The organism is Marinobacter suaedae (genome assembly GCF_030519635.1).
Lineage (GTDB): Bacteria > Pseudomonadota > Gammaproteobacteria > Pseudomonadales > Oleiphilaceae > Marinobacter > Marinobacter suaedae.
This window is the reverse complement of the sequence record NZ_JAUMIS010000002.1, coordinates 898,254-919,378: the sequence shown is the minus strand read 5'-3', so window position 1 is coordinate 919,378 and position 21,125 is coordinate 898,254. Positions and strand designations below refer to the sequence as shown.

Below are 21,125 nucleotides of genomic sequence, written 5' to 3'. Positions count from 1 at the left end.
TCTGCAGAAATGTGATAAGGGCTGCCCCTTGCCCGGTCATTGTTTACCGGGCAGCAATCGCGCCCTTGCCGACGCCTTCGAAGGCCTTCACACGGATGGAATCGGTTGGGAACTCCCGCTTGAGCTCATCGGCTATATGGGCGGCGATGAGCTCAACTGTAGTATCTGTTTCCAGCATGTAGACGCGGGCTTCCGGCAGGGTAAGCTCAAACTCGCCCTGATTGGCTTCGTACTCAAAGGTCACATAGCCTACGCCATGGTCGTCCACATGGCGCCGAACCACATCTTCTTCGGTCCCCACGTAAATGTCCTCCCAGCGCTTGGCCCAGCGCTGTTCCAGCGCCTCGTCTCGCAAACCATTACGGTCAATGCGAATCGGGGACCGGTGGCCGTGGGCAATTCGCTGGCAATTGCCAAGATGCTTTTTCAAGCCGTGGACATAGTGATAGTAGGCCCCTTCGATGACTTCTTCCCGGAGGTTCATTTCCACTGATATCACATTGGCCGGCAAGACGGCTTTGAGTTCGGTTTCCAGAAGTGCTGCAACCGCGGACGGCACAACACGTTCGGCGGAAAGCCAGACAATCGCTTCATCGGGTGAGCGGTGAACAATCTCTGAGCCATCCTTTAGCGCCCAACGGAACATGTCGGGGGTGTCCTCGTCCCATGAGAGGCCTGCGTACCCGCGAGGTATCACCAGTCGATGATCAACTCGCTCGTCGATTACCTGCTTGATGGTGCGCTTCACGTTGCTGAAATCAAACACCATGCCCTGCTCATCCAGTTCGCCACCAAGAATGATATCGGCGATCCAGCTCTCGCCCACCAGGCCTCGGGTGGGGTCCAGGTAAGCGAAATCGATGACGGTCAGGTTATCGACAAAAAGGTGATTCATTGAGCATCCGGGGAGGGTGAAGTTGATTGACGCCAGAATTCTAGCAAAAATCACCGGTATAGGCAGTTCAGCATTCCGGCTGACGCATTTTTAGCCATCCAAGGGGGCGTTTATCATTGGCTTGAGCTCAGTACCTATCAAACCGTCCATTCCCGTTATTGTCCTGGCCGCCGGTGCATCCAGTCGCTTCGGCCGATCCAAGATGTTGCTTACCATGCCTGATGGGCAAGGAACCTTGCTTGACCGTGCGATCGAGTTGGCCCGCCAACTCAGTTCGGATGTGCGCGTGGTGCATGGGGCAGGTTATCCGTTGATGCGTTTCCGATGTCGCCAACAGCCGGGGGGATGGGTCAGGTCTCCGCATTGGCAAGCCGGTTTGGCGGCCTCCCTGCAGGCTGGGCTGCTAAGCGTAGGCCCACAGGCCAAAGGCGTATTTGTATTGCTGGCGGATCAGCCGTTGCTGAATGAATCAGCGCTTGGAGCACTGGGGCATGCTGCTCGCGCCTTACCGGATGTTCCCATAGCCGCGGATTACGACGGTCGTCCTGGGGTACCCGCGTATTTGCCGAGATGGCTATGGCCGGATGTCATGGCGTTGGAGGGCGATCGGGGGGCAGGGCAGTTGCTGGCGGCTGCTGGCGCAACCAATGTGGAAATGCCCGGTGTCCACGAGGATGTGGACACCGTCGATGACTGGCGGTTGATCAGGTTCAGGCTCAGCCGAACAGCCCAGACAGCCAGATAATGCCAACACTGAAGATGCCCAGGCTCACAGCCAGTCCGATCGTGTAGATGCGGGACGAAGACGCTCGCTGCTGTGCAATGAACAGATCGATGGTCCGCTGGGCAATGTCTTCCGCCGTTTCGCGAGAGATTTCGTGAGCCTGTTGGATGGCTTCGGACTGAAGGGTCTGCCAGAACTCCGTGTCGATGGTCTGAACGCTGGTGATGTGATCTTTTAATTCAGCCATGTGTTCGACAGTGAAACCTGAGTTTTTCTTCAGTTCGTTCTTCAGTTCCTTGAGTTCCAGTCCGACGTTGAGGTTAACCTCGGCTGCAATGTCATCGCGCAGGTTCTGAGTCCGCTCCTTCAGCATTGCCGACATGGCGTTCATTCGCTCTTCAATTGCCGACTCCTGCCTGTTTCGGGTTTCATCCAGGACGCGTTTCAGGTGGTCGAACTGCTCATCAAACAGGGAACTGAGCAGTTCGTGCAGGCGGTTGTTGATATGGGTTTTGACGGCCGAGCGGGAGATCTGCTCAATCAGGTCGCTGGTCAGTGGCACCAGGTTTGAGGATGAGGGGTGCCCGTTGAGAGTCTCACTCCCGGTCGTCTTCGGAGCCATATCCACCGAAGTGTTCACCGGGATATTGAAGGGCTCTTCGTCTGGCTGGTTGGCGGCTTCGGTCGGGTCAACCGCGGGCGGCTCGGGCAGGGTGCCGTCTGTGACGTCCCGGCTCAGGTTGTCCAGAACCTGATTCAAGCCCTCATTGTGAGGGGGCTTGGTAAGAATGTTGTAAACACCGAAGTTCAGCGCCTCTTCAGTAAAATTGGTCGACTTTTTCGAAGTGCACATGATGATCGGGATATCGGCGGTATTCGGGTTGCTCTTGATCGCCTTGGTGGCTTCCACGCCGTTCATGCCGGGCATCAGGTGATCCATAAAAATCACATCTGGCCGGTCGGATTTGCTCAGGTAGTCCAGCGCCTCTTCGGCCGAGCCCGCCATGTTGACTTCCATGTCGCGACTCTCGAGCAATTTGCTCAGGGCGAACCTTGCCACCTTGGAGTCGTCTACCAGCAGAGCGTTTTTAATCGCCATGTCACTACCTCAACTGTTTACTGCAAACATAAGTGTTATCGGGCGCCTGGGTTTTACCACCCTTCCAGTTTCGGGCACTGTGTTGCCCGATAGCTCTTGTCCCGATAACAGACACCGGGTTCTGACGTGCGGGCAGTAAAGATCTCGCCTGCCGCCGTGGTGAGGCGAACCTGTCCATAGGGTTCGCCGTGCCGGAAAGTTGCTTCAATAGAGCTGCCGTTCGGGTTGAGCAGTAACCCTTTGCCGTGGAACTTTCCTTCGATGTACTGGCCTTCGTACTTCTTGCCATCGGAAAACACTTCCGTGCCGGTGCCGTGGAAGCTGCCGTTGGAGAACTGGCCCTCATAATGGCGGCCATCAGGGTAGGTTAGCGCGCCTTGTCCGTGGAACTCGTCGTCCCTGAACCCGCCCACATAGAGCATGCCCTCTGCGGTTGTCAGGGAGCCGTGGCCATTTAGCCGGCCGTCTTTCCACATTCCGGTCAGGATATCCCCGCTGGCCATGGTCAGGGTGCCGTTGCCATTGAATTCGTTTGCGCTGAACTGGCCGCTGTAGACAGAGCCGTCCGCACTGCGCCAGACACCATCCCCATGTCGCTGACCGTTGTTCCACTGTCCTTCATAACGTGTGCCATCGGGGTACCAGGCGGTGCCTTCACCCTGGAACTTGCCGTTGATGAAATGGCCTTCATAACGCAGGCCGTCTTTGTCCTGATAGGTGCCATCACCGGTTTTAACACCGCCAATCCAGGTGCCGCTTCGGTAGTCGACGTTGGTAAATGCCTTGAGTCGGCCAACCAGCGTCATTTCCTTGCCGGCTTCCAGTTTTACGGTCTGGTTCCAGTCCTGATAGCCGGGTTTTCTGATCGTTATGTCATACCGTCCAGGACTCATTTCCAGGTCCAGGCGGGTCTGGCCGTAATGCTTGCCGTTAATGGTGACAGCGTCACCAACCACGTTGGATCGGAGGGTGAGCGTACCTGTGGTTGGTCGCTTCGGTTCGGGCTTCGGCGCTTGCTTCTTGATGGGGTCCGGGGTGATATCGTTTCTGGTTTGCACCACTCCAGCCGGTTCGGCGTAGGCGAGCAAGACGGGGTCTTCCTCTATCGGGGCAAGCTCAAAGGATTCTGGTTCCGCCTGGGAAGAGGCAGAAGCTGGCGCAGCGGCCCTGAGGGCTTCAGGTTCGGGTGATGTTGGGGGTGCCGCTGAAACCTGATTCTGGGCTGGCTGGGAAATTGCCGGCGCTTCGGAAAAGACGGGCGACTCTCCCGGCGCGAAGGCTGGTTCCTTGGTGGCGGACTCAATGGTTTGGTCAACGCTGGGAGTATGATCTGCGACTGTCTGTTCGGCATCGTCTCGCACGGCGGCAAATCCCGCGGTGACCAGTAGCATAAGAGCCAGAGCGTTTGCGAACAGAAGTGGCCTAACATCGACCATGATTCAATCCCTTTTTCCTTGTTCTTGGGTTCCTGTCTAGCTCCTCATATTAACCAGTGGGTCGGGGTGTTTGTAACAGAAAGTGTCTGCAGTTAATCAGAATGCTCGTTGATTCACACTTTGTCCGGAAGTTGGTCATGATTGAGTTGTTCCCATGACCGCATGTAGACATCCGCCTCGTATTCGTAGGGCGAACGGAACGGTGTCAGGACGAAATCGAACACCAGAAAAATAAAACCAATGGATGCCCACGCAATGGCCAGGGTGCTCATGGTAGTGGCCTGGACTTCCGGGTTTGAGTCCACAAAGTCCTGCAACATGGGAATCAGGTTAGAGGCCATCACCACCGGGTTAAAACTGGCCAGAACCAGGGGAATCCAGAAGGCTATGAAAATCGGGAAGAAGCCGAATGACCACAGGAGGCGCCGGAACAGGTAGATGGCAACTTCCTTCCAGAAGCGCTGTCTGATCTCTGGCACTTTGCGAATACGTTCCAGGTATTTTCTGCGCTCGGCCCAATAGGCGGCGACTTCCGGGGCGTCTACTTGTTTTACGGGTGGTGTATATATGCTCATGGACGACAGCACTACCTTGTGGCTTCTGGACAATGCACGATATTGGATACTACGTGTTACCCTATTTACCCTACAATTCTCATTTGTTAACGACAGGATAGTGTGAATGGCTGCAGTGATCGACAACGCAACCCATCCGGCCTTTGAAAAACTTCGCAGTCACCGGATCGACACCCTCAATCTGGACGTTGAGGAGTATCGACACAAGAAAACGGGAGCGAGGCACCTGCACCTGGCGGCCGACAATGACGAAAACGTCTTTTTTGTCGCGCTGCGCACTTTCCCAATGGACTCCACCGGCGTTGCCCACATTCTGGAGCATACGGCCCTGTGCGGCAGTGAACGCTTTCCGGTACGCGATCCGTTCTTCATGATGATCCGTCGTTCCCTTAACACGTTTATGAACGCGTTCACCAGCAGCGACTGGACCGCCTATCCGTTCGCCAGCATGAACCGGAAGGATTATGACAATCTGTTGTCGGTGTACCTGGATTCTGTATTCTTCTCAAAGCTGGATCCGCTCGATTTCGCGCAGGAAGGTCATCGTCTGGAGTTTGAAACGCCGGACAAGCCGGAGTCGGATCTGGTCTATCGGGGCGTTGTGTACAACGAGATGAAGGGGGCCATGAGCTCGCCGACATCACAGCTATGGCAGCGTTTGAGCAGCCACCTGTTCCAGACCACCACCTACCACTACAACAGTGGTGGCGAGCCGGATCACATCGTTGATCTGAGCTACGACGAGTTGATGGCCTTCTATCGCCGCCATTACCACCCCAGCAACGCGATTTTTGCCACCTACGGCAACATTCCGGCTCACGAACATCATGAGCGCTTCGAAGAACTGGCCCTGAAGCGTTTTGATCACCTGGATATCGACCTGCCGGTACACGATGAGAAACGCATCTTCTCACCAGTACGCGTGGAAGAAGCCTACGCCGTTAACGAGGGTGAAGGTTCCGAACGCAAAACTCACATTGTGATGGGCTGGTTGCTGGGTCACAGCTTTGATCTTCAGGAAAATCTGGAAGCTCAGTTGCTATCTGCCATTCTGCTGGAGAACAGCGCCTCACCCCTGATGCACGCGCTGGAAACCACCGATTTGGGGCACGCGCCGTCGCCCATGTGTGGCCTGGAAGATTCCAATCGGGAAATGACCTTCGTGTGCGGTATCGAAGGCAGTGAACCGGAAAAGCAGCGGGAGCTGGAAGCCCTGATTGAAACCACGCTCAGGAAAGTGGCCGAAGAGGGCGTCAGCGAGGAGCGTCTGGAGGCGATTCTCCATCAGCTGGAGCTGCATCAGCGTGAAATTGCGGGGGACCACTTCCCGTATGGGCTTCAGCTGATTATGAGTGCAATTTCACCCATGGTGCACGGTGGCGACCCGGTGGAACTGCTGGATCTGGAACCGGTGCTGGCCACGCTGCGGGAAAAGATTCGTGATCCCAATTTTGTGCCCGACCTGATTCGCCGCAACCTGCTGGATAACCCCCACCGGGTGACCCTGACCCTGCGTCCGGATGAGCATCTGGAAACCCGTCGGCAGGAAGCCATTCGTGAGGCCCTGGCGAAACAGAAAGCCAGTCTCACCGACGAGGAAGTTCAGCACATCGTTGAACGGGCTGCGGCACTGGAAGAGCGTCAGATGCGCAAGGATGACGATTCCATCCTGCCCAAAGTGGACCTATCTGATGTTCCCCTGCAGATGCCCGAGCCGGAATGCCGGTTCGATGGAGATCTCTCCGCCTCGATTTATGCCCGTGGCACGAACGGCCTGATCTACGAACAAATCGTAGTACCGGTGCCAGAGCTGACCGAAGAAGAATTGCTGCTGTTGCCTTACTACACCACGCTTATTTCCGAAGTCGGTTGTGGTGACCTGGATTACCTGCAGATGCAGGATCGAATTTCAGCGGAGTCTGGCGGCATTGGTGCCTCGTTCAGCGTCAAGGGGCGCATTGACGATGTGCAGGATGTGTCCGGTTACATCGTCTTTAACGGTAAGGCTCTGGCCCGTAACCGCAGCGCACTGACGCGTTTGTTGAGTGATGTGTTTAACGGTGCCCGCTTTGACGAGCAGGAACGAATCCGGGAAATCATTGCCCAGATTCGCGCACGCCGCGAGCAAGCTGTTACTGGCAGTGGCCACGCACTGGCTATGGGGGCGGCTTCCCAGGGGATGAGCGTGGGTGGATGGCTGTCGTTCCGTCTGGGCGGGCTGGCCGGTATTCGCGGTACCAAGGAGCTGGACAGTTCTCTGAAGGACCCTGAAGCGCTGACAGCCCTGTGTGAGAAACTCGCAGGCTTGCACGGAAAGATTCGTGCACAGGAGCGTCAGTTCCTGGTGATCGGCGAAGACGAGCAGCTCCCGGCCATGGTGGACGACCTTAAGTCCTGCTGGAAGGATGCGGAGAGTGGTGCTTCTTCCAACTGGACAATGGCGCCTGTGGACTACAAAGCTCGCGAAGCCTGGCTCACCTCAACCCAGGTGAACTTCTGCGCCAAAGCCTACAAAACCGTGCCGGTTGATCACCCGGATGCGGCCGCCCTGACCGTTCTGGGTGGCTTCCTGCGTAATGGTTACCTGCATCGTGTCATCCGAGAAAAAGGCGGTGCCTACGGCGGTGGTGCCGGGCAGGACAGCGTGAACGGCTCGTTCCGGTTCTTCTCCTATCGGGATCCTCGTCTGGCGGAAACGCTGGATGACTTTGACAAGGCGCTGGAGTGGCTGCAAACCGAAGAGCATGGTCATCAGGAGCTGGAGGAGTCCATCCTTGGTGTGATCGGTCAGCTGGACAAGCCTCGGTCACCGGCTGGTGCCGCGCGCCATGCCTTCCACAACAAGTTGTTTGGGCGCAGCCCCGAACAGCGTGCCCGGTTCCGCGAACGGGTATTGGCGACCACCCTGGATGACCTCAAGCGCGTGGCCAGCACCTGGCTGGTGCCAGAGAAGGCCAGCATCGCCGTGGTGACCAGTCCGGATAACCGCAAGGTTGTCGAAGAGCTTGGTCTTGCCATTGAGGAAATGTAACGCCTGGAGCTAATGAAAAGGGGCGCTAATGCGCCCCTTGTCTTGATGGTGATGGTGTTCGGGTGTCTTTGCCCCGGGTAACCATCGTCTCCATTGCTTTCCCAGTCAGCGCACCTTTGAAAGGAACTTTTGCGTCAGCGGATTTTGCGGTTCCGTAATGACCTGTTTGGCCTCGCCAATCTCCGCGATTACCCCCTGGTGGAAGTAAGCCACGCGATCTGAGACATCCCGCGCAAAGCCCATTTCATGGGTTACGCAGATCATGGTCATGCCTTCGTCTGCCAACAGACGCAGGGTATCCAGAACTTCGCCCACCAACTCCGGGTCCAGGGCGGACGTCACTTCGTCGAGGAGCATAAAGTCGGGCTTCATGGCCAGAGCGCGAGCAATGGCCAGGCGCTGCTGCTGGCCACCAGACATCCGGGTCGGGTAGACATCGAACTTGTCACCCAGGCCAACATGCTCGAGCTCTTTCTTGGCGATTTCAATCGCCTCTTCCTTGCTCATTTTCTTGACAATCCTGGGGGCAAGGGCGGCGTTTTCCAGTACCGTCATGTGCGGGAAGGCGTTGAATTGCTGAAAGACCATGCCCAGCTTCTGGCGGAGTTTGTCTTTGTTGGTGTCTTTGCTGTGAACATCGACATCATCCACCAGGATCTTGCCCGAGTTGATCGTCTCGATCGCGTTGATGCAGTAGAGCAGGGTCGACTTGCCGCTGCCCGACCCACCGATCACACTGAGGACCTCGCCGTTGGGCACATCCAGACTGACGCCTTTCAGTACCTCAAGGTCACCAAAGGATTTATGGACATTCTGGACGCTAATCATATTGCCATTTTCCTTTCGAGATACCGCCCGTAATGCGAGAGCGGGTATGAAATTATGAAGTAGAAGAGACCGACGCCAATCAGGATCTCGAGCGGTTGCTGGGTCCGAGAAATCAGCTGTTCCGACGTTCGCAGCAATTCCATGTAGCCGATCACTGAGACCAGGGCTGAGTCCTTGATCACGCTGAGCGCCACGCCCATCCAGGACGGCAGTACCGCGCGCAGGCCGATGGGAAACCGGATGTGGTAGATGGTTTGCCAATAGGTCATGCCCAGCGAGCGGGCGGCGGTTTGCATGGATTTACTGACGCTTTCGAAGCCGCCGCGGAACACTTCACTCATGAACGCCATGGTATACAGCGAAAGCACGATGGAACCCGCGACAAACGGATTCATGGGGTGTCCGATGGCACCGACAAACGTAGAGAACAGAATCAGCTGGATGATCAGGGGCACGCTTCTGAGGATGTCCAGCACGCTGCCAAACAGGAAGTTGACCGTCTTGTTGCTTTCCGCCCGCGCGAAGCCGACGATCATGCCCAACAGGGTGCCGGCTACGATAGCAACCACAGAAATCGTTATCGTGTTCCAGACGCCGGTCAGGATATAACCGGTATCGTCCCAGGACAGGGGTGTAAACAGGGAGTTCATCAGATTTCCCCCTTGAACAGTCTGCGGGAGAGAAGCGATGCACCGAACAACACCAGTTTGGTGATGATGAAGTACATCACGGCTGCCACAATAAAGAATTCAAGTGTTCGGAACGACAGGGACTGAAGCCGCTGGGTCGTACCGGATAGCTCGCTCATCCCCACCAGAATCCCCAGCGAACTCATCAGGATGGACCACACAAACTGGTTCGTCATCGGATGATAGATGCGTCTGAGCATCTGCGGGAGGATGATGTATCGATAGGTTTGAATACTGGTCATGCCCAGAGACTTGGAGGCACTGTACTGGGTGCTGGGAATGGACTGAAAACCTCCCCGGAAGGTCTCTGTCAGGTAGCCCGCATTGATAAAGACCAGGGCGCTCAGAACGGCAACGTAGGGGCTCAGGTGAATGCCGAAAGCTCCCAGTCCGAAATACGCCATGTAAATTTGAAACAGTGCCGGAGTGTTCCGTGCGATCTCGACCCAAACGGTCGCCACATAGCAAAAGGGCTTGCTGTTATTCATTTTGGCGATCGCAAGTAAAATGGCGATCACAATACCCAGTAGCATGGCGAGCACGGAGACGTGCAGGGTGACGAAAGCGCCGTTCAGTAACTCAGGCATCTTCTGGAACACAATGTTCCAGTGAAATTCGTATTCCATACCTTGGCCACTTCGAGTGATTTGAGAGGGCTGGCCAGCAACCTGTTCAGGCTGCTGGCCAGTGGTTTAAGCAGTCACACAAGAGGGTGTGTGCCTTACTTGTTATCCCTCAGGGACTTGATCAGATCGGCAGGTGCATCAGACCCGAAATACTTGTTGTACGCCTCGTTCATGTTGCCGTCGCGGATCTGGCGAATCAGGAACAGGTTGAGGTAGTTGATCCACGCCACTTCGCTGCGCTTGGCAATGATGCCGACCACGTCGTCGTAGTTGGGTACGTAGGGGCCCGCCTCGAAATCTGCGAATTCCTCGCTCTGCAGCTTGGTCGCGATGTTGGTGTTGGTGGAGATGATCGCATCGACCTTGCCCTGGTACAGGCCAAGGAACGCATCGTTTTCAGACTTGAAAGACGTGTAGTTGTCTTTGCCCCAGCCATTCTCTTCTGCGTAGGCCAGGTATTCAGTCTCGTAAGTCGTGCCGAGTGCCGCACCAACCTTGAGGTCTTTCAGGTCATCAAACGATTCAATGTTCTTATCCTCGTTGGCGATCACCTGGAATTTGAAAACGAAGTACGGGTAGGTGAAGCCTACGGACTTTGCGCGCTCCAGCGTGTCAGAGGTGGAACCGATAACCACGTCGGTTTTTCCAGACACCAGGGAAGGAATACGATCACCCCAGGTCAGGTTCAGAACGTTCACGTCGACGCCCAGCGCCTCGCCCAGATCGTTGCAGTAATCAACATCAAAACCCGCAGGTTCGTTGTTTTCGTCAAGGTAGCCCATGGGAGGAAAGTCGAGAACCACACCGCAATTCAGGGTGCCTCGCTTGATCACATCGTCCAGCTGATCGGCGGTCGCATTCATGGAAGTGAGCGTGGCGCACGCAAGCGCGATCGCCGTTAGTTTCTTCATCATAATTCCCTTCTCCGGTTCTTTTTCTTTCGTGAGTCGGACATTGCATTATTCTTATGCATTCACAATGTACATATTCAGTCTACATCATAGTTTTTGGTGATTAACACCCTTGATCCGGTACTGGACCCTTAATTTATTTAGGGTTTTCTGGATGGTCCCGGGTCAGACTGCTCAAATCGGCAGGTCGTCTTCTGAAGTGAGCGGCTTTCAGGAAATCTGGATATAGCTCAGCCTCAAAAAGGGAGTGGTCCTTTCTTTGAGGCTGATCCGGGGACTAGCGATTCCGCTTCAGCCCGGTGGCGAGCATGATGCGGGTGGATATTTCCTCCACCGAGTAGGCCGTGGTGTTGAGGAACGGGATGCGCTCGCGACGGTACATCAGTTCTATTTCCTCGATCTCGTGCATGCACTGTTTCATAGATGAGTATCGGGAATTGGGGCGACGCTCGTTTCGAATCGTGGCCAGCCGATCCGGCTCGATGGTAAGCCCGAAGATTTTCTGCTTATGGGGCTTCAGAGCTGCGGGCAGCTTCTGGTCGTCAAGGTCTTCTTCGGTGATCGGGTAATTGGCCGCTTTGATACCGTATTGCAGCGCCAGATACAGGCAGGTGGGGGTCTTCCCGCTGCGGGAGGCGCCCACGAGAATCAGGTCTGCCTCATTGTATTGTCGCGTGCGTGCGCCATCGTCGTTATCGAGGGCGAAATTGACGGCGTCGATACGGCGCTCGTAACTGCCTGAATGGTTGATCGAGTGTGACTTGCCCACGGTGTAGGAGGAGGACGATTGCAGCTCCTGCTCCATGGGGCTCAGGAAGGTGCCGAAAATATCGACCATAAATCCGTCGGCGTTCGAGATAATGTCCCGGATGTCACTGTTCACAATGGTGTCAAAGACCAGAGGCCGGGCACCATCCACTTCGGCCGCCTTGTTGATCCGGGTGACCATGTCCCGTGCCTTTTCCTCATCGTCGATGTAGGGCACGGTGACGCGCTCGAATTCGATCTTTTCAAATTGTGCAAGCAGGCTGTGTCCAAGTGCTTCGGCGGTCAGGCCGGTGCCGTCAGAGATAAAAAAAGCGGTACGTTTCATGGGCTAAGATCCACTTCCCGATTTGGCCGGTTCCCTAGGTAATCGGCTCAGGTTACAGTATCATACACGCCAAGTTCGAGGCTCCGCAGCGGATTTTCCCCGTTTTTTACTTGATGCCGCTGGCCTGGTTTAGATCTTCGCTTCACAGACTTAAGGGAGACGCGTTTTGGAAGATTACATCATTTGGTTTGACCACCTGGGAATGTCCGATGTGGACCGGGTGGGTGGCAAGAATGCTTCTCTCGGTGAAATGATCAGTAATCTCGCCAACGCAGGTGTGACGGTCCCTGGCGGGTTTGCAACCACCGCTCATGCTTATCGCGAGTTTCTGGCCACCGACGGACTCAAAGACAAGATCGACAACGCGCTGGACGCCTTGGATGTCGACGACGTCAACGAGCTGGCCCGGGTCGGTGCACAGATTCGTCAGTGGGTAATCGATACCGACTTCCCTGAGCCGTTGGAAAAGGCTTTAGAAGAGGCTTACGCCAAGCTTCAGGCTGGTAACGACGGTATGGCCGTGGCCGTTCGTTCCTCTGCCACGGCAGAAGACCTGCCGGATGCCTCTTTTGCTGGCCAGCAGGAAACCTTCCTGAACGTGGTCGGCCTTCAGCAGGTGCGCACCTCCGTTAAGGAAGTGTTTGCGTCTCTCTTTAATGACCGGGCGATTTCCTACCGGGTGCACCACGGTTTCGATCACAAGCTGGTGGCCCTGTCCGCAGGCATCCAGAAAATGGTGCGTAGTGAAACGGCGGCCAGTGGCGTGATGTTTACCCTCGATACCGAATCCGGTTTCCGGGATGTGGTGTTTGTTACCGCGTCCTACGGCCTGGGTGAAACCGTTGTGCAGGGTGCTGTGAATCCGGATGAATTCTATGTGCACAAGCCCACACTGGAAGCTGGTCGGCCCTCTGTTCTGCGCCGTAACCTGGGTACCAAAGCCATCAAGATGGTGTATCACACCAATGCGGATGCCGATGAGTTTGTTGAAACGGTGAAAGTTGAGCAGGAGGACCGCAACCGCTTCTGTATCACCGACGCCGAAGTTGAAGAGCTGGCCAAGCAGGCCATGATCATCGAGCAGCACTATCAGCGCCCGATGGACATTGAATGGGCAAAAGACGGCGACGACGGCAAGATCTACATCGTTCAGGCACGTCCGGAAACCGTGAAGAGCCGCGCTTCAGCCAACGTGATGGAGCGTTACCTGCTGAAAGAGACCGGTAAGGTGGTGGTGGAAGGCCGCAGTATCGGCCACAAGATCGGCAGCGGCCCGGTCAAGATCATTACCAGCATTAATGAAATGGATCGAGTCCAGGCCGGCGATGTCCTGGTGACCGACATGACCGATCCGGACTGGGAGCCGGTGATGAAGCGCGCGTCCGCTATCGTCACGGACCGTGGCGGCCGCACCTGTCACGCGGCGATCATTGCCCGGGAGCTCGGTATTCCGGCGGTTGTAGGTTGTGGCGACGCAACGGAAATCCTGAAAGACGGGCAGGACGTTACCGTTTCCTGCGCCGAGGGCGATACCGGCATGATCTACGAGGGTGCCCTGGACTTTGAACTGCGGGAAAACACCGTGGATTCCATGCCCAACATTCCCTTCAAGATCATGATGAACGTCGGTAACCCGGACCGTGCCTTCGACTTCCAGGCACTCCCGAACGAAGGCGTGGGCCTAGCCCGGCTTGAGTTCATTATCAACCGTATGATCGGCGTGCATCCGAAAGCCCTGCTGAACTTCGATGGCCTGCCACGGGATATCAAGCAGACGGTTGAGAAGCGTATTTCCGGATATAGCTCACCGGTCGACTTTTACGTGGACAAGCTGGTGGAGGGTATTTCTACCCTTGCGGCAGCTTTTGCGCCCAAAAAGGTCATCGTGCGCCTCTCTGACTTCAAATCCAACGAATACGCCAATCTGATCGGCGGCACCCTGTACGAGCCAGATGAAGAAAATCCAATGCTGGGCTTCCGTGGTGCCTCTCGCTACATCTCCGACACGTTCCGTGATTGTTTCGAGCTGGAATGTCGCGCGCTCAAGAAGGTTCGTGACGAAATGGGCCTCACCAACGTGGAGGTGATGGTGCCGTTCGTTCGTACCGTCGGCGAAGCGGAGCAGGTGGTTAACCTGCTCGCGGAAAACGGCCTGAAGCGTGGGGATAATGGCCTGCGTGTGATCATGATGTGTGAGTTGCCGGCGAACGCGCTGCTGGCGGGTCAGTTCCTGGAACACTTCGATGGCTTCTCCATTGGCTCCAACGATTTGACCCAGCTGACCCTGGGTCTGGACCGGGATTCCGGCATCATTGCGCACCTGTTTGATGAGCGTAACGACGCAGTAAAGGTGTTGCTGTCCAACGCTATTCAGGCATGCAAGAAGGCCGGTAAGTACATCGGTATCTGTGGTCAGGGCCCGTCCGACCATCCGGATCTGGCCAAGTGGCTGATGGAGCAGGGTATTGATACCGTATCCCTGAATCCGGATTCGGTACTGGATACCTGGTTCTTCCTGGCGGACGAGAAAATCGACTGAGTCTGGATCAAGAAAAGGAGAGCAAGACGTGGCAGACATTATCACCCCGGACCTGTGTGATGAGTTTCCCGAGGTCAAGGTCGTAGAGCCGGGCTTCATTAATTACGGCGGTCGCCGTGCCTTTGGTGGCGAGATCGTTACCGTCAAGTGCTATGAAGACAACTCGGTGGTGAAGGAGCAGGTGGGCCTGCCCGGAAACGGTCGTGTGATGGTCGTTGACGGTGGCGCCTCAAAGCGCCACGCCCTGCTGGGGGACATGCTGGCGGAGAAAGCCGCCAACAATGGCTGGGCTGGCATCATCATCTACGGCTGCATCCGCGACGTGGACGAGATTGGCAAGACCGATCTGGGTGTTCAGGCGTTGGGCACACAGCCAAGAAAGAGTGAAAAGCGTGGTTTGGGGGACCTGAATGTGACCCTGACGTTCGGAGGCGTCACCTTCGAACCAGGCCAGTATGTTTATGCGGATAACAACGGTATTATCGTGTCCGAGAAGCCTTTGGTATAACCCGTAAGACAAACCCCGAAGCGGCTGACCACCGCTTCGGGTTGCTGATTTCGAATCAGCTTACTTCCTGAATCCTCTGCTCCAGCAGATAGCCGTCGCCGTCTTTCTCACACCGAAGAACCTCACTTGTCTCTCCGCCTGAACCAGCATGCCTGCCGTGCTCAGATATCGGCATACTCTGGTGCATTGTGTCTTAAATTTTGATCTCGGAATTCACCTGCATTCGATCGAAATCGCGTTTTTCTGAATGCTCCCTCATCAAGTTACGCCCAATTGTCCGTTTTTCTTGTTGGTTTAAGCATTGGGATGAGGAGCGCCAGTACAACGCCGCCCAATACGAGGCCGGCTCCAAGGAGCATGAAGTCTGATTCCTTGCTGGCCTCCAGCCGTTCATTTTCCGCTGTCAGCACTTCCAGGTCGTTCCTGATCTTCTGGTTTTCTTCCAGCAGTTCCCGATTGCGGCGCTCAAGATTGATGGAGTCTGCGGCAATGCTCTTGATGCGCTGCAGCTCCTCTTTCAGCTCCTGGGATTGATCAGACAGCGAAGCTTCGGAGGATTCCAGTTGATTCCGTTCTTTGGTGGTCGTGGAAAGCTGCTCTTTGACCTGATTCAGTTCGTTGCGAGCTTGTTCCAGCTCCTGGTTTGCCCGGCGAAGCAGGTCTGCGGCAATGGGTGTATCGCTCAGGTACTGGCTGGACACCCAGCCTTCGGTACCCTTGGGTGTCCGGACTCGTGTGTAACCGGTGTCGGTGGTTTCAAGCACCTCAAGAGGGGTGCCGCTTGGAACAGCGTTTTCGATGATGCGGAACTGCGTGCCCGCGCCAGCGCGGACCGGCAGGTAAATCTGGTCGTCAACCCATGCCGTTTTGGCCTGGGCGTGTGCGGTACAGGCGAGGACAAGAAGCACACTGAAGAGGACGCGGAAGATGATCACTGTTTCGTTTCCCTAATCTGAACCGGTGAATATGACAGATGGACAGCCTGCAATTCTGTCACAGATAACGGGGCGATCAATATAGCCGCCATTACAATAAACTCATGGAGTTAGGGCTGCTCTACGGCAGAACAGCCTTGAAAGGCTTTACCGTGACCTTTTCGTAGACTCCCGCTTCAATATAGGGGTCTGCATCGGCCCAGGCCTGAGCGGCTTCCAGTGAGTCGAATTCGGCTACCACGAGGCTGCCAGTGAATCCCGCTTCGCCTGGATCCGGTGTGTCGATGGCTGGATGGGGGCCGGCTACCAGCAGGCGACCCTCGTCTTTGAGGGTGTTTAGTCGCGCCAGGTGATCTGGCCGTGCCTTCTGTCGAAGCGGGAGGCTGTTTTCGACATCTTCGCTGATAATGGCGTAGTACATGAAGGTCTCCGTTTTTGACGTGCGCTGATCAATGGGCTTTACAGGGAGTGCCCGGGCGCGGCACGATGAACTCTCTGCCACCGGGTGCCAACGGGCGCTCAGCACTTTTTTACCTGAATCAGGATCTGTTGTGACTATACCCCAAGACCCCGCGTTGTGCATTGACCTGCACTGCCACAGTACTGCCTCTGACGGAGCTCTGGCGCCAGCCGCGCTCGTAGAGCGGGCGGCTGAGAGAGGGGTCACTCATCTGGCGCTCACCGATCATGACACCGTCGATGGTCTTGCAGAGGCCCGGTCAGCGGCTTTGTTGCACAACGTGGAACTGGTGCCCGGCGTAGAGCTTTCCTGTCTGTGGAAAAGTCGCACGATTCACGTGGTTGGACTGGATTTTGATCCCACCGATCAGGCATTTCTCAGCGCGATGGATACCCAGAACTCTAATCGCTGGGCCAGAGCCCGGCAGATAGCTGAACGGTTGAGCAAACTTCGGGTGGATGATTTGCTGGCCCGGGCAACGGAGCATGCGGGGGGCGAGGTGCCTGGCCGTCCTCATTTTGCCAAGGTTCTGGTCGAGGCCGGCGTGGTCAGCAATGTGGCGCAGACGTTCAAGCGCCATTTAGGAGCCGGTAAGCCGGGTGATGTGAAGGCGTACTGGCCAGAGCTGGACGAAGTGGTGGGCTGGATTGTTGCGGCCGGAGGCATTGCGGTGCTGGCACATCCACGCAAATACCAGATGACAGCGACCAAATTGAGGGAGCTGGTTTCGGATTTTCGTAAGGCTGGCGGGCGCGCGCTGGAGGTATCCACATCCGGGCAATCGAGTGGTGATCTCGGCTTTCTGGCGGAGCTGTGTCGGAGGGACGGCATGCTGGCGTCTCAGGGCAGTGATTTCCACTTTCCCGGCGCTCCGTGGTGTGAGCTGGGCAAAATAATGAAAATGCCAGACGGGCTGGAGCCGGTCTGGCATCACTTCAGAGAACCTGTCGGTGTTCAGGCGCCGGCCTAGTCCGGCGCGTGAAACTGCAGGTAAAGATCAGTCAGGGCGTCAGGGATGGCGTCCGCCATTTGCTGGGCTAGCTTCTCGCTCTTTCGGGCTTTCTCGAAGTCTTCGTCCTCGAACAGTCCCGATAGCGTCAGCATGGGAACCAACAGGTCGGCGATTTCCTCTTCGGAAGCAACTTCCAGCCACTCCTCCTCGTGCTCCAGGAAGGTGTCGACGAAACCGGCACACCAGTTCTCCAGCGCGTTCATCGGATCGCCGTCTTCCGGTTCTGGAAGTTCCAGGGACTGACCCATGTCCAGCGCGTGGGCCATGCCCTGCGCGAGCTTGTCTGTGCAGAGCTTGAAGATGTCTGGGACGCCTTTGTCGGGCACGTTGTCCGTGCCCGTCGCGAGTCGGAAGATATCTTCTACCGAGAGCTCGACCGGCCCGACAACGCTGGCGCAAACCACTCCGTGCAGGCCAAAGAAGTCTAGGGCCTCGTCCCCCCAGGGCTCAGCAAACAGAATGTCTTCCAGCGCTTCGATGTCGGAATTGGTTACCATGCTCAATTGCTCTCCGCCTTTTTCGCCGCTTCGGCTGCACGCTGGCGCTTGCGAACTTCCCGCGGGTCATTGTAGGCCCGTCCCGGGGTCACCGGTACCTCGGGTTCCGTGGGCTTGGGCGTTGCAGGCGTCTCATCGGCGGCCTTTGCTGCCTGCTGCTCGGGCTTCTTCTGTGGTTCAGGTTTTGGCTCAGGTGCAGCTTTGCTGGGTGCTTCCTTCGCCTTTTCGCCTGACACCTTGTCCGCATCGGGTTTCGGTGCGGATTCTGAAGGCTCTGCCTTGTCTGCCTTTGGCGCGGTCTCGGCCGGCGCCTCTGGTTTGGCTGTCTCCTGTGTAGGAGCGGGCGCTTGCTGTGGCTTGCTCTCGGGAGCCTTTTCCTTTGCCGGAGCCTTCTTCTGGTCAGAGTTTGCCGCTTGTTTTGGCTCTGGTGTCAGCTCCTTCTTTGGCTCCGCAGCAGCAGAGTTTGCCTTTTCCCCCGAAGGCGACTGGGGGGTTGGCTCTGGCTTGGTAGCGGGTTCCGCTTTCTCGGCGGGTGCTTTAGCTCCTACCTCTTCGCTCTTCCTGGTTGTGTCAGCGCCCGGCTCAGGCTTGGTGTCACCGTTTGCTTCCGGCTTGCTGACTTTCTTCGCCGCCGCATCGGACTTGGGCTTGCGCTGAGGGCGCGGCTTGCCGGTCCTTTCTTTTGCCTTCGGTGCTTCTTCCGTTTTCGCGGACTTCTGGTCGTTACTGTCCGCAGTCGCCGCTGGCTTGGATTCCGGCGCCTTCTCCGCTGGTTTCTCGTCGGCCGGCTGCTCCGTCTTCGCTGCAGGCTCGATTTTCGCGAGTTCCTTGGATGCGGGCTTTTCCTGCGGGGCAGTTGCCTGCTTGGCCTCGATGGTTTCGTTTACCTTGGTGTCTACTGCCTCTTCAGCGCCAACAGGTTTCTCGGGTTGGGTGTCGCGCTGGTGCCTTTCGCTGCGGGTGGTTTTGCGCTCGGCCGGAGTTGTGGTCGGCGTTTCGCTTGGCGTACCGTCCCGGCCCCGCTGGCGGCGGGGTTTGCGACGCTTGTCTTCGGCTCCGGGCTTGTCGCTGCCCGAAGTTTTCTTCGCCGTTTCCTGTTGGGCCTTCTGGTCGCGAGTGTCTTTCTGGTCCCGTTGTGGCTTGTTCCGGCCACGTCCGCGACCTTGACCCTGACCGTCACGACGTCCTTCCGAGCTCTTGGATTCGGGGCCTTTATCCGACGTCTGGCGGTTCTGGTTCTTGCGGGCCTGATCGTCGTTGCGATTCGGTTTGCGACCGCGATTGTCGTCGCTGCGGCTTTGCTGGCCACCCTGACGACGTTCGTTACCACTGCGCTTTCCGCCCGTACTCTGGTCATCCCGCGCTACGCGGGTTTTGCGACGATCCTGGCGACTCTGGTTGCGACGATCCTCACGGTTGCTGCGGCTTTGCTTGCGGGCTTCGTCGGTCTCTTCCGCTTCGGCACCAAAGAAATTGGCAATCTTGCGGCCAAGACGACGGAACAGTCCGGTTTCTTGCTGTTCGTCGTTTTGCGCCGGGGCAGCGGCGGGGGCGGGTGCCGGTGCCGGTGCGTTGGGTCGGATTGCCTTGACGGCAGCCTGTTCGCGGGCCGGGCGCTCCGGCGCGGAGGTCTCGAAGGTTTCCTCCTCGCGCTCGTTGTACTGCTCGGCTACCTGGTGGCTGGAGACATGCTCTGGCGTTGTTTCGTCTTCCCGCAGTCGAAGCACTTCGAAATGAGGCGTCTCCATGTGCGGGACCGGTACAACCACCACGCTGACTTTCTGTCCGCTTTCGATGTCGGCCAGCTGCTTGCGTTTCTCATTCAGCAGGAAGGTTGCCACGGATACGGGAACGACCGCCCGGACTTCGCCGGTTTTGTCTTTGGAGGACTCCTCATAGATCAGGCGCATGATGCTCAAGGCAAGGGATTCGATGCCGCGGATCGTGCCCTGTCCTTCACAGCGGGGGCACACCTCGCTGCGGGTTTCGCCCAGGGATGGGCGCAGGCGCTGTCGTGACATTTCCAGCAGGCCAAAGCGGGAAATCTTGCCAACCTGCACGCGAGCGCGGTCCAGTTCCAGGGCTTCGCGGATCTTCTGTTCCACTTCGCGCTGGTGTTTGGCTGGGGTCATGTCGATGAAATCGATCACGATCAGTCCGCCCATATCCCGCAGCCGAAGCTGGCGCGCGATTTCCTCGGCTGCTTCCAAGTTGGTCTGCAGCGCGGTTTCTTCGATGTCCTGCCCCTTGGTGGCGCGGGACGAGTTGATGTCGATGGAGACCAGTGCTTCCGTCGGGTCGATCACGATCGAGCCACCGGAGGGCAGTTTTACCTCACGCTGGAAGGCTGTTTCGATCTGGCCTTCGATCTGATAGCGGCTGAACAGGGGAATTTCGTCCTTGTACAGCTTGATCTTGTTTTCGAAGGTGGGCATCACTGCGCGGACGAAGCTCAGTACGTCCTCGTGCACGCTCTCGGCATCAATCAGGACCTCGCCAATGTCCTGGCGGAGGTAGTCGCGAACGGCGCGGATAATGACGTTGCTTTCCTGGTGAATCAGGAAAGGCGCTTTGCGCTCGCTGGCCGCCTGGGTGATGGCTTCCCAGAACTGGACAAGGTAGTCGAGGTCCCACTGGAGTTCTTCGGTGGTGCGGCCAATGCCGGCAGTGCGAACGATGATGCCCATGGATTTCGGGACTTGCACGTCGTTCATGGCTTCTTTCAGCTGAGCGCGCTCTTCGCCTTCGATCCGGCGGGAGATGCCACCGGCCCGTGGGTTGTTGGGCATCAGGACAAGGTAGCGGCCGGCAAGGGAGATGAAGGTGGTCAGTGCGGCGCCTTTGTTGCCACGTTCTTCTTTGTCCACCTGGACAATGACTTCCTGGCCTTCGGAAACGGCATCCTTGATATTGATCTTGCCTTCGATTTGCCCCGGAGATTTCTTGAAATACTCCTTGGAAATTTCTTTCAGGGGCAGAAAGCCGTGTCGATCGGCACCGAAATCCACAAAAGCGGCTTCGAGGCTGGGCTCAACTCGGGTGATTCGGCCCTTGTAAATGTTGGCCTTTTTCTGCTCGCGGGAGCTGGATTCGATATCGAGATCAAACAGGCGCTGGCCGTCCACCAGCGCGACGCGCAACTCTTCAGGGTGAGTTGCATTTATGAGCATTCTTTTCATGGAGAGAAAGGATTCCTGTCGATTAGTGTTGACAGAAAACCGGAGGAGCTCGCATCAGCGAAGCGGGATGTGCGTGCCGCGGACGATC

General features: G+C 56.8%; 18 protein-coding genes. 5 read left to right on the top strand and 13 right to left on the bottom strand.

The features are described from left to right. Nucleotides 1-43: 43 nt before the first annotated feature. Nucleotides 44-895 (bottom strand): 6-carboxytetrahydropterin synthase, encoded by an 852-nt coding sequence (locus tag QVZ43_RS13055; protein WP_302910278.1) that lies wholly within the window; start codon nt 893-895, stop codon nt 44-46. Nucleotides 896-1,016: 121 nt separating this feature from the next. Here QVZ43_RS13055 and QVZ43_RS13050 point away from each other — a divergent pair, with 121 nt between their 5' ends. Then, nucleotides 1,017-1,640, top strand: coding sequence for a nucleotidyltransferase family protein (locus QVZ43_RS13050; protein WP_302910277.1), 624 nt, complete (start codon nt 1,017-1,019; stop codon nt 1,638-1,640). Here QVZ43_RS13050 and QVZ43_RS13045 read toward each other — a convergent pair. From QVZ43_RS13045 to QVZ43_RS13035, 3 genes are all read right to left on the bottom strand, one after another. Continuing rightward, the gene (locus QVZ43_RS13045; protein ID WP_302910276.1) at nt 1,612-2,718 is read right to left on the bottom strand and encodes a response regulator; all 1,107 of its coding nucleotides are present in this window, start codon (nt 2,716-2,718) and stop codon (nt 1,612-1,614) included. The two genes, QVZ43_RS13050 and QVZ43_RS13045, sit on opposite strands and share 29 nt — an antisense overlap. A 53-nt stretch (nt 2,719-2,771) precedes the next feature. Beyond that, nucleotides 2,772-4,154: a PEGA domain-containing protein gene (locus QVZ43_RS13040; RefSeq protein WP_302910275.1), complete on the bottom strand. Its 1,383-nt coding sequence runs from the start codon at nt 4,152-4,154 to the stop codon at nt 2,772-2,774. A 113-nt stretch (nt 4,155-4,267) separates the two neighbouring features. Further along, nucleotides 4,268-4,729, bottom strand: coding sequence for a hypothetical protein (locus tag QVZ43_RS13035; protein WP_302910274.1), 462 nt, complete (start codon nt 4,727-4,729; stop codon nt 4,268-4,270). A gap of 106 nt (nt 4,730-4,835) precedes the next feature. Between QVZ43_RS13035 and QVZ43_RS13030 the strand changes: the two genes are divergently transcribed. Next, on the top strand, nt 4,836-7,760 hold the full coding sequence (locus tag QVZ43_RS13030) for an insulinase family protein (protein WP_302910273.1): 2,925 nt from the start codon (nt 4,836-4,838) through the stop codon (nt 7,758-7,760). A gap of 105 nt (nt 7,761-7,865) precedes the next feature. Here QVZ43_RS13030 and QVZ43_RS13025 read toward each other — a convergent pair whose 3' ends face one another. The 5 genes from QVZ43_RS13025 to ppsR all read right to left on the bottom strand — a co-directional run bounded on the left by QVZ43_RS13025 (nt 7,866) and on the right by ppsR (nt 11,907). Then, a complete protein-coding gene (locus QVZ43_RS13025; RefSeq protein ID WP_302910272.1) occupies nt 7,866-8,588 on the bottom strand; it encodes an amino acid ABC transporter ATP-binding protein in 723 nt (240 codons plus the stop codon). Then, nucleotides 8,585-9,238 (bottom strand): amino acid ABC transporter permease, encoded by a 654-nt coding sequence (locus tag QVZ43_RS13020; RefSeq protein ID WP_223793140.1) that lies wholly within the window; start codon nt 9,236-9,238, stop codon nt 8,585-8,587. Before QVZ43_RS13020 ends, QVZ43_RS13025 begins: the two co-directional genes overlap by 4 nt. Continuing rightward, on the bottom strand, nt 9,238-9,903 hold the full coding sequence (locus QVZ43_RS13015; RefSeq protein WP_302910271.1) for an amino acid ABC transporter permease: 666 nt from the start codon (nt 9,901-9,903) through the stop codon (nt 9,238-9,240). Before QVZ43_RS13015 ends, QVZ43_RS13020 begins: the two co-directional genes overlap by 1 nt. Before the next feature lie 95 nt (nt 9,904-9,998). Then, complete coding sequence (locus QVZ43_RS13010; protein ID WP_223793142.1) at nt 9,999-10,817, bottom strand: transporter substrate-binding domain-containing protein; 819 nt, start codon at nt 10,815-10,817, stop codon at nt 9,999-10,001. Between the two features lie 274 nt (nt 10,818-11,091). Continuing rightward, nucleotides 11,092-11,907 (bottom strand): posphoenolpyruvate synthetase regulatory kinase/phosphorylase PpsR, encoded by an 816-nt coding sequence (gene ppsR / locus QVZ43_RS13005; protein WP_223793143.1) that lies wholly within the window; start codon nt 11,905-11,907, stop codon nt 11,092-11,094. A 166-nt stretch (nt 11,908-12,073) separates the two neighbouring features. Here ppsR and ppsA point away from each other — a divergent pair, with 166 nt between their 5' ends. Beyond that, entirely contained in the window at nt 12,074-14,446 is a 2,373-nt protein-coding gene (gene ppsA, locus QVZ43_RS13000; protein ID WP_302910270.1) for a phosphoenolpyruvate synthase, read from the top strand. A gap of 28 nt (nt 14,447-14,474) precedes the next feature. Next, nucleotides 14,475-14,954, top strand: coding sequence for a ribonuclease E activity regulator RraA (rraA, locus tag QVZ43_RS12995; RefSeq protein WP_223793145.1), 480 nt, complete (start codon nt 14,475-14,477; stop codon nt 14,952-14,954). Between the two features lie 263 nt (nt 14,955-15,217). Here the strand turns inward: rraA and QVZ43_RS12990 are convergent, their stop codons facing one another. Next, a complete protein-coding gene (locus QVZ43_RS12990; protein ID WP_302910269.1) occupies nt 15,218-15,889 on the bottom strand; it encodes a TIGR04211 family SH3 domain-containing protein in 672 nt (223 codons plus the stop codon). Nucleotides 15,890-16,010: 121 nt separating this feature from the next. Further along, nucleotides 16,011-16,310: a YciI family protein gene (locus QVZ43_RS12985; protein WP_223793147.1), complete on the bottom strand. Its 300-nt coding sequence runs from the start codon at nt 16,308-16,310 to the stop codon at nt 16,011-16,013. Between the two features lie 130 nt (nt 16,311-16,440). Between QVZ43_RS12985 and QVZ43_RS12980 the strand changes: the two genes are divergently transcribed. Further along, on the top strand, nt 16,441-17,319 hold the full coding sequence (locus tag QVZ43_RS12980; protein ID WP_302910268.1) for a PHP domain-containing protein: 879 nt from the start codon (nt 16,441-16,443) through the stop codon (nt 17,317-17,319). Here the strand turns inward: QVZ43_RS12980 and QVZ43_RS12975 are convergent. Together QVZ43_RS12975 and rne are read right to left on the bottom strand one after the other, a co-directional pair. Then, the gene (locus tag QVZ43_RS12975; protein ID WP_223793149.1) at nt 17,316-17,858 is read right to left on the bottom strand and encodes a YecA/YgfB family protein; all 543 of its coding nucleotides are present in this window, start codon (nt 17,856-17,858) and stop codon (nt 17,316-17,318) included. The genes QVZ43_RS12980 and QVZ43_RS12975 overlap by 4 nt on opposite strands. A gap of 2 nt (nt 17,859-17,860) precedes the next feature. Then, the gene (rne, locus tag QVZ43_RS12970; RefSeq protein ID WP_302910267.1) at nt 17,861-21,037 is read right to left on the bottom strand and encodes a ribonuclease E; all 3,177 of its coding nucleotides are present in this window, start codon (nt 21,035-21,037) and stop codon (nt 17,861-17,863) included. Nucleotides 21,038-21,125 lie beyond the last annotated feature (88 nt).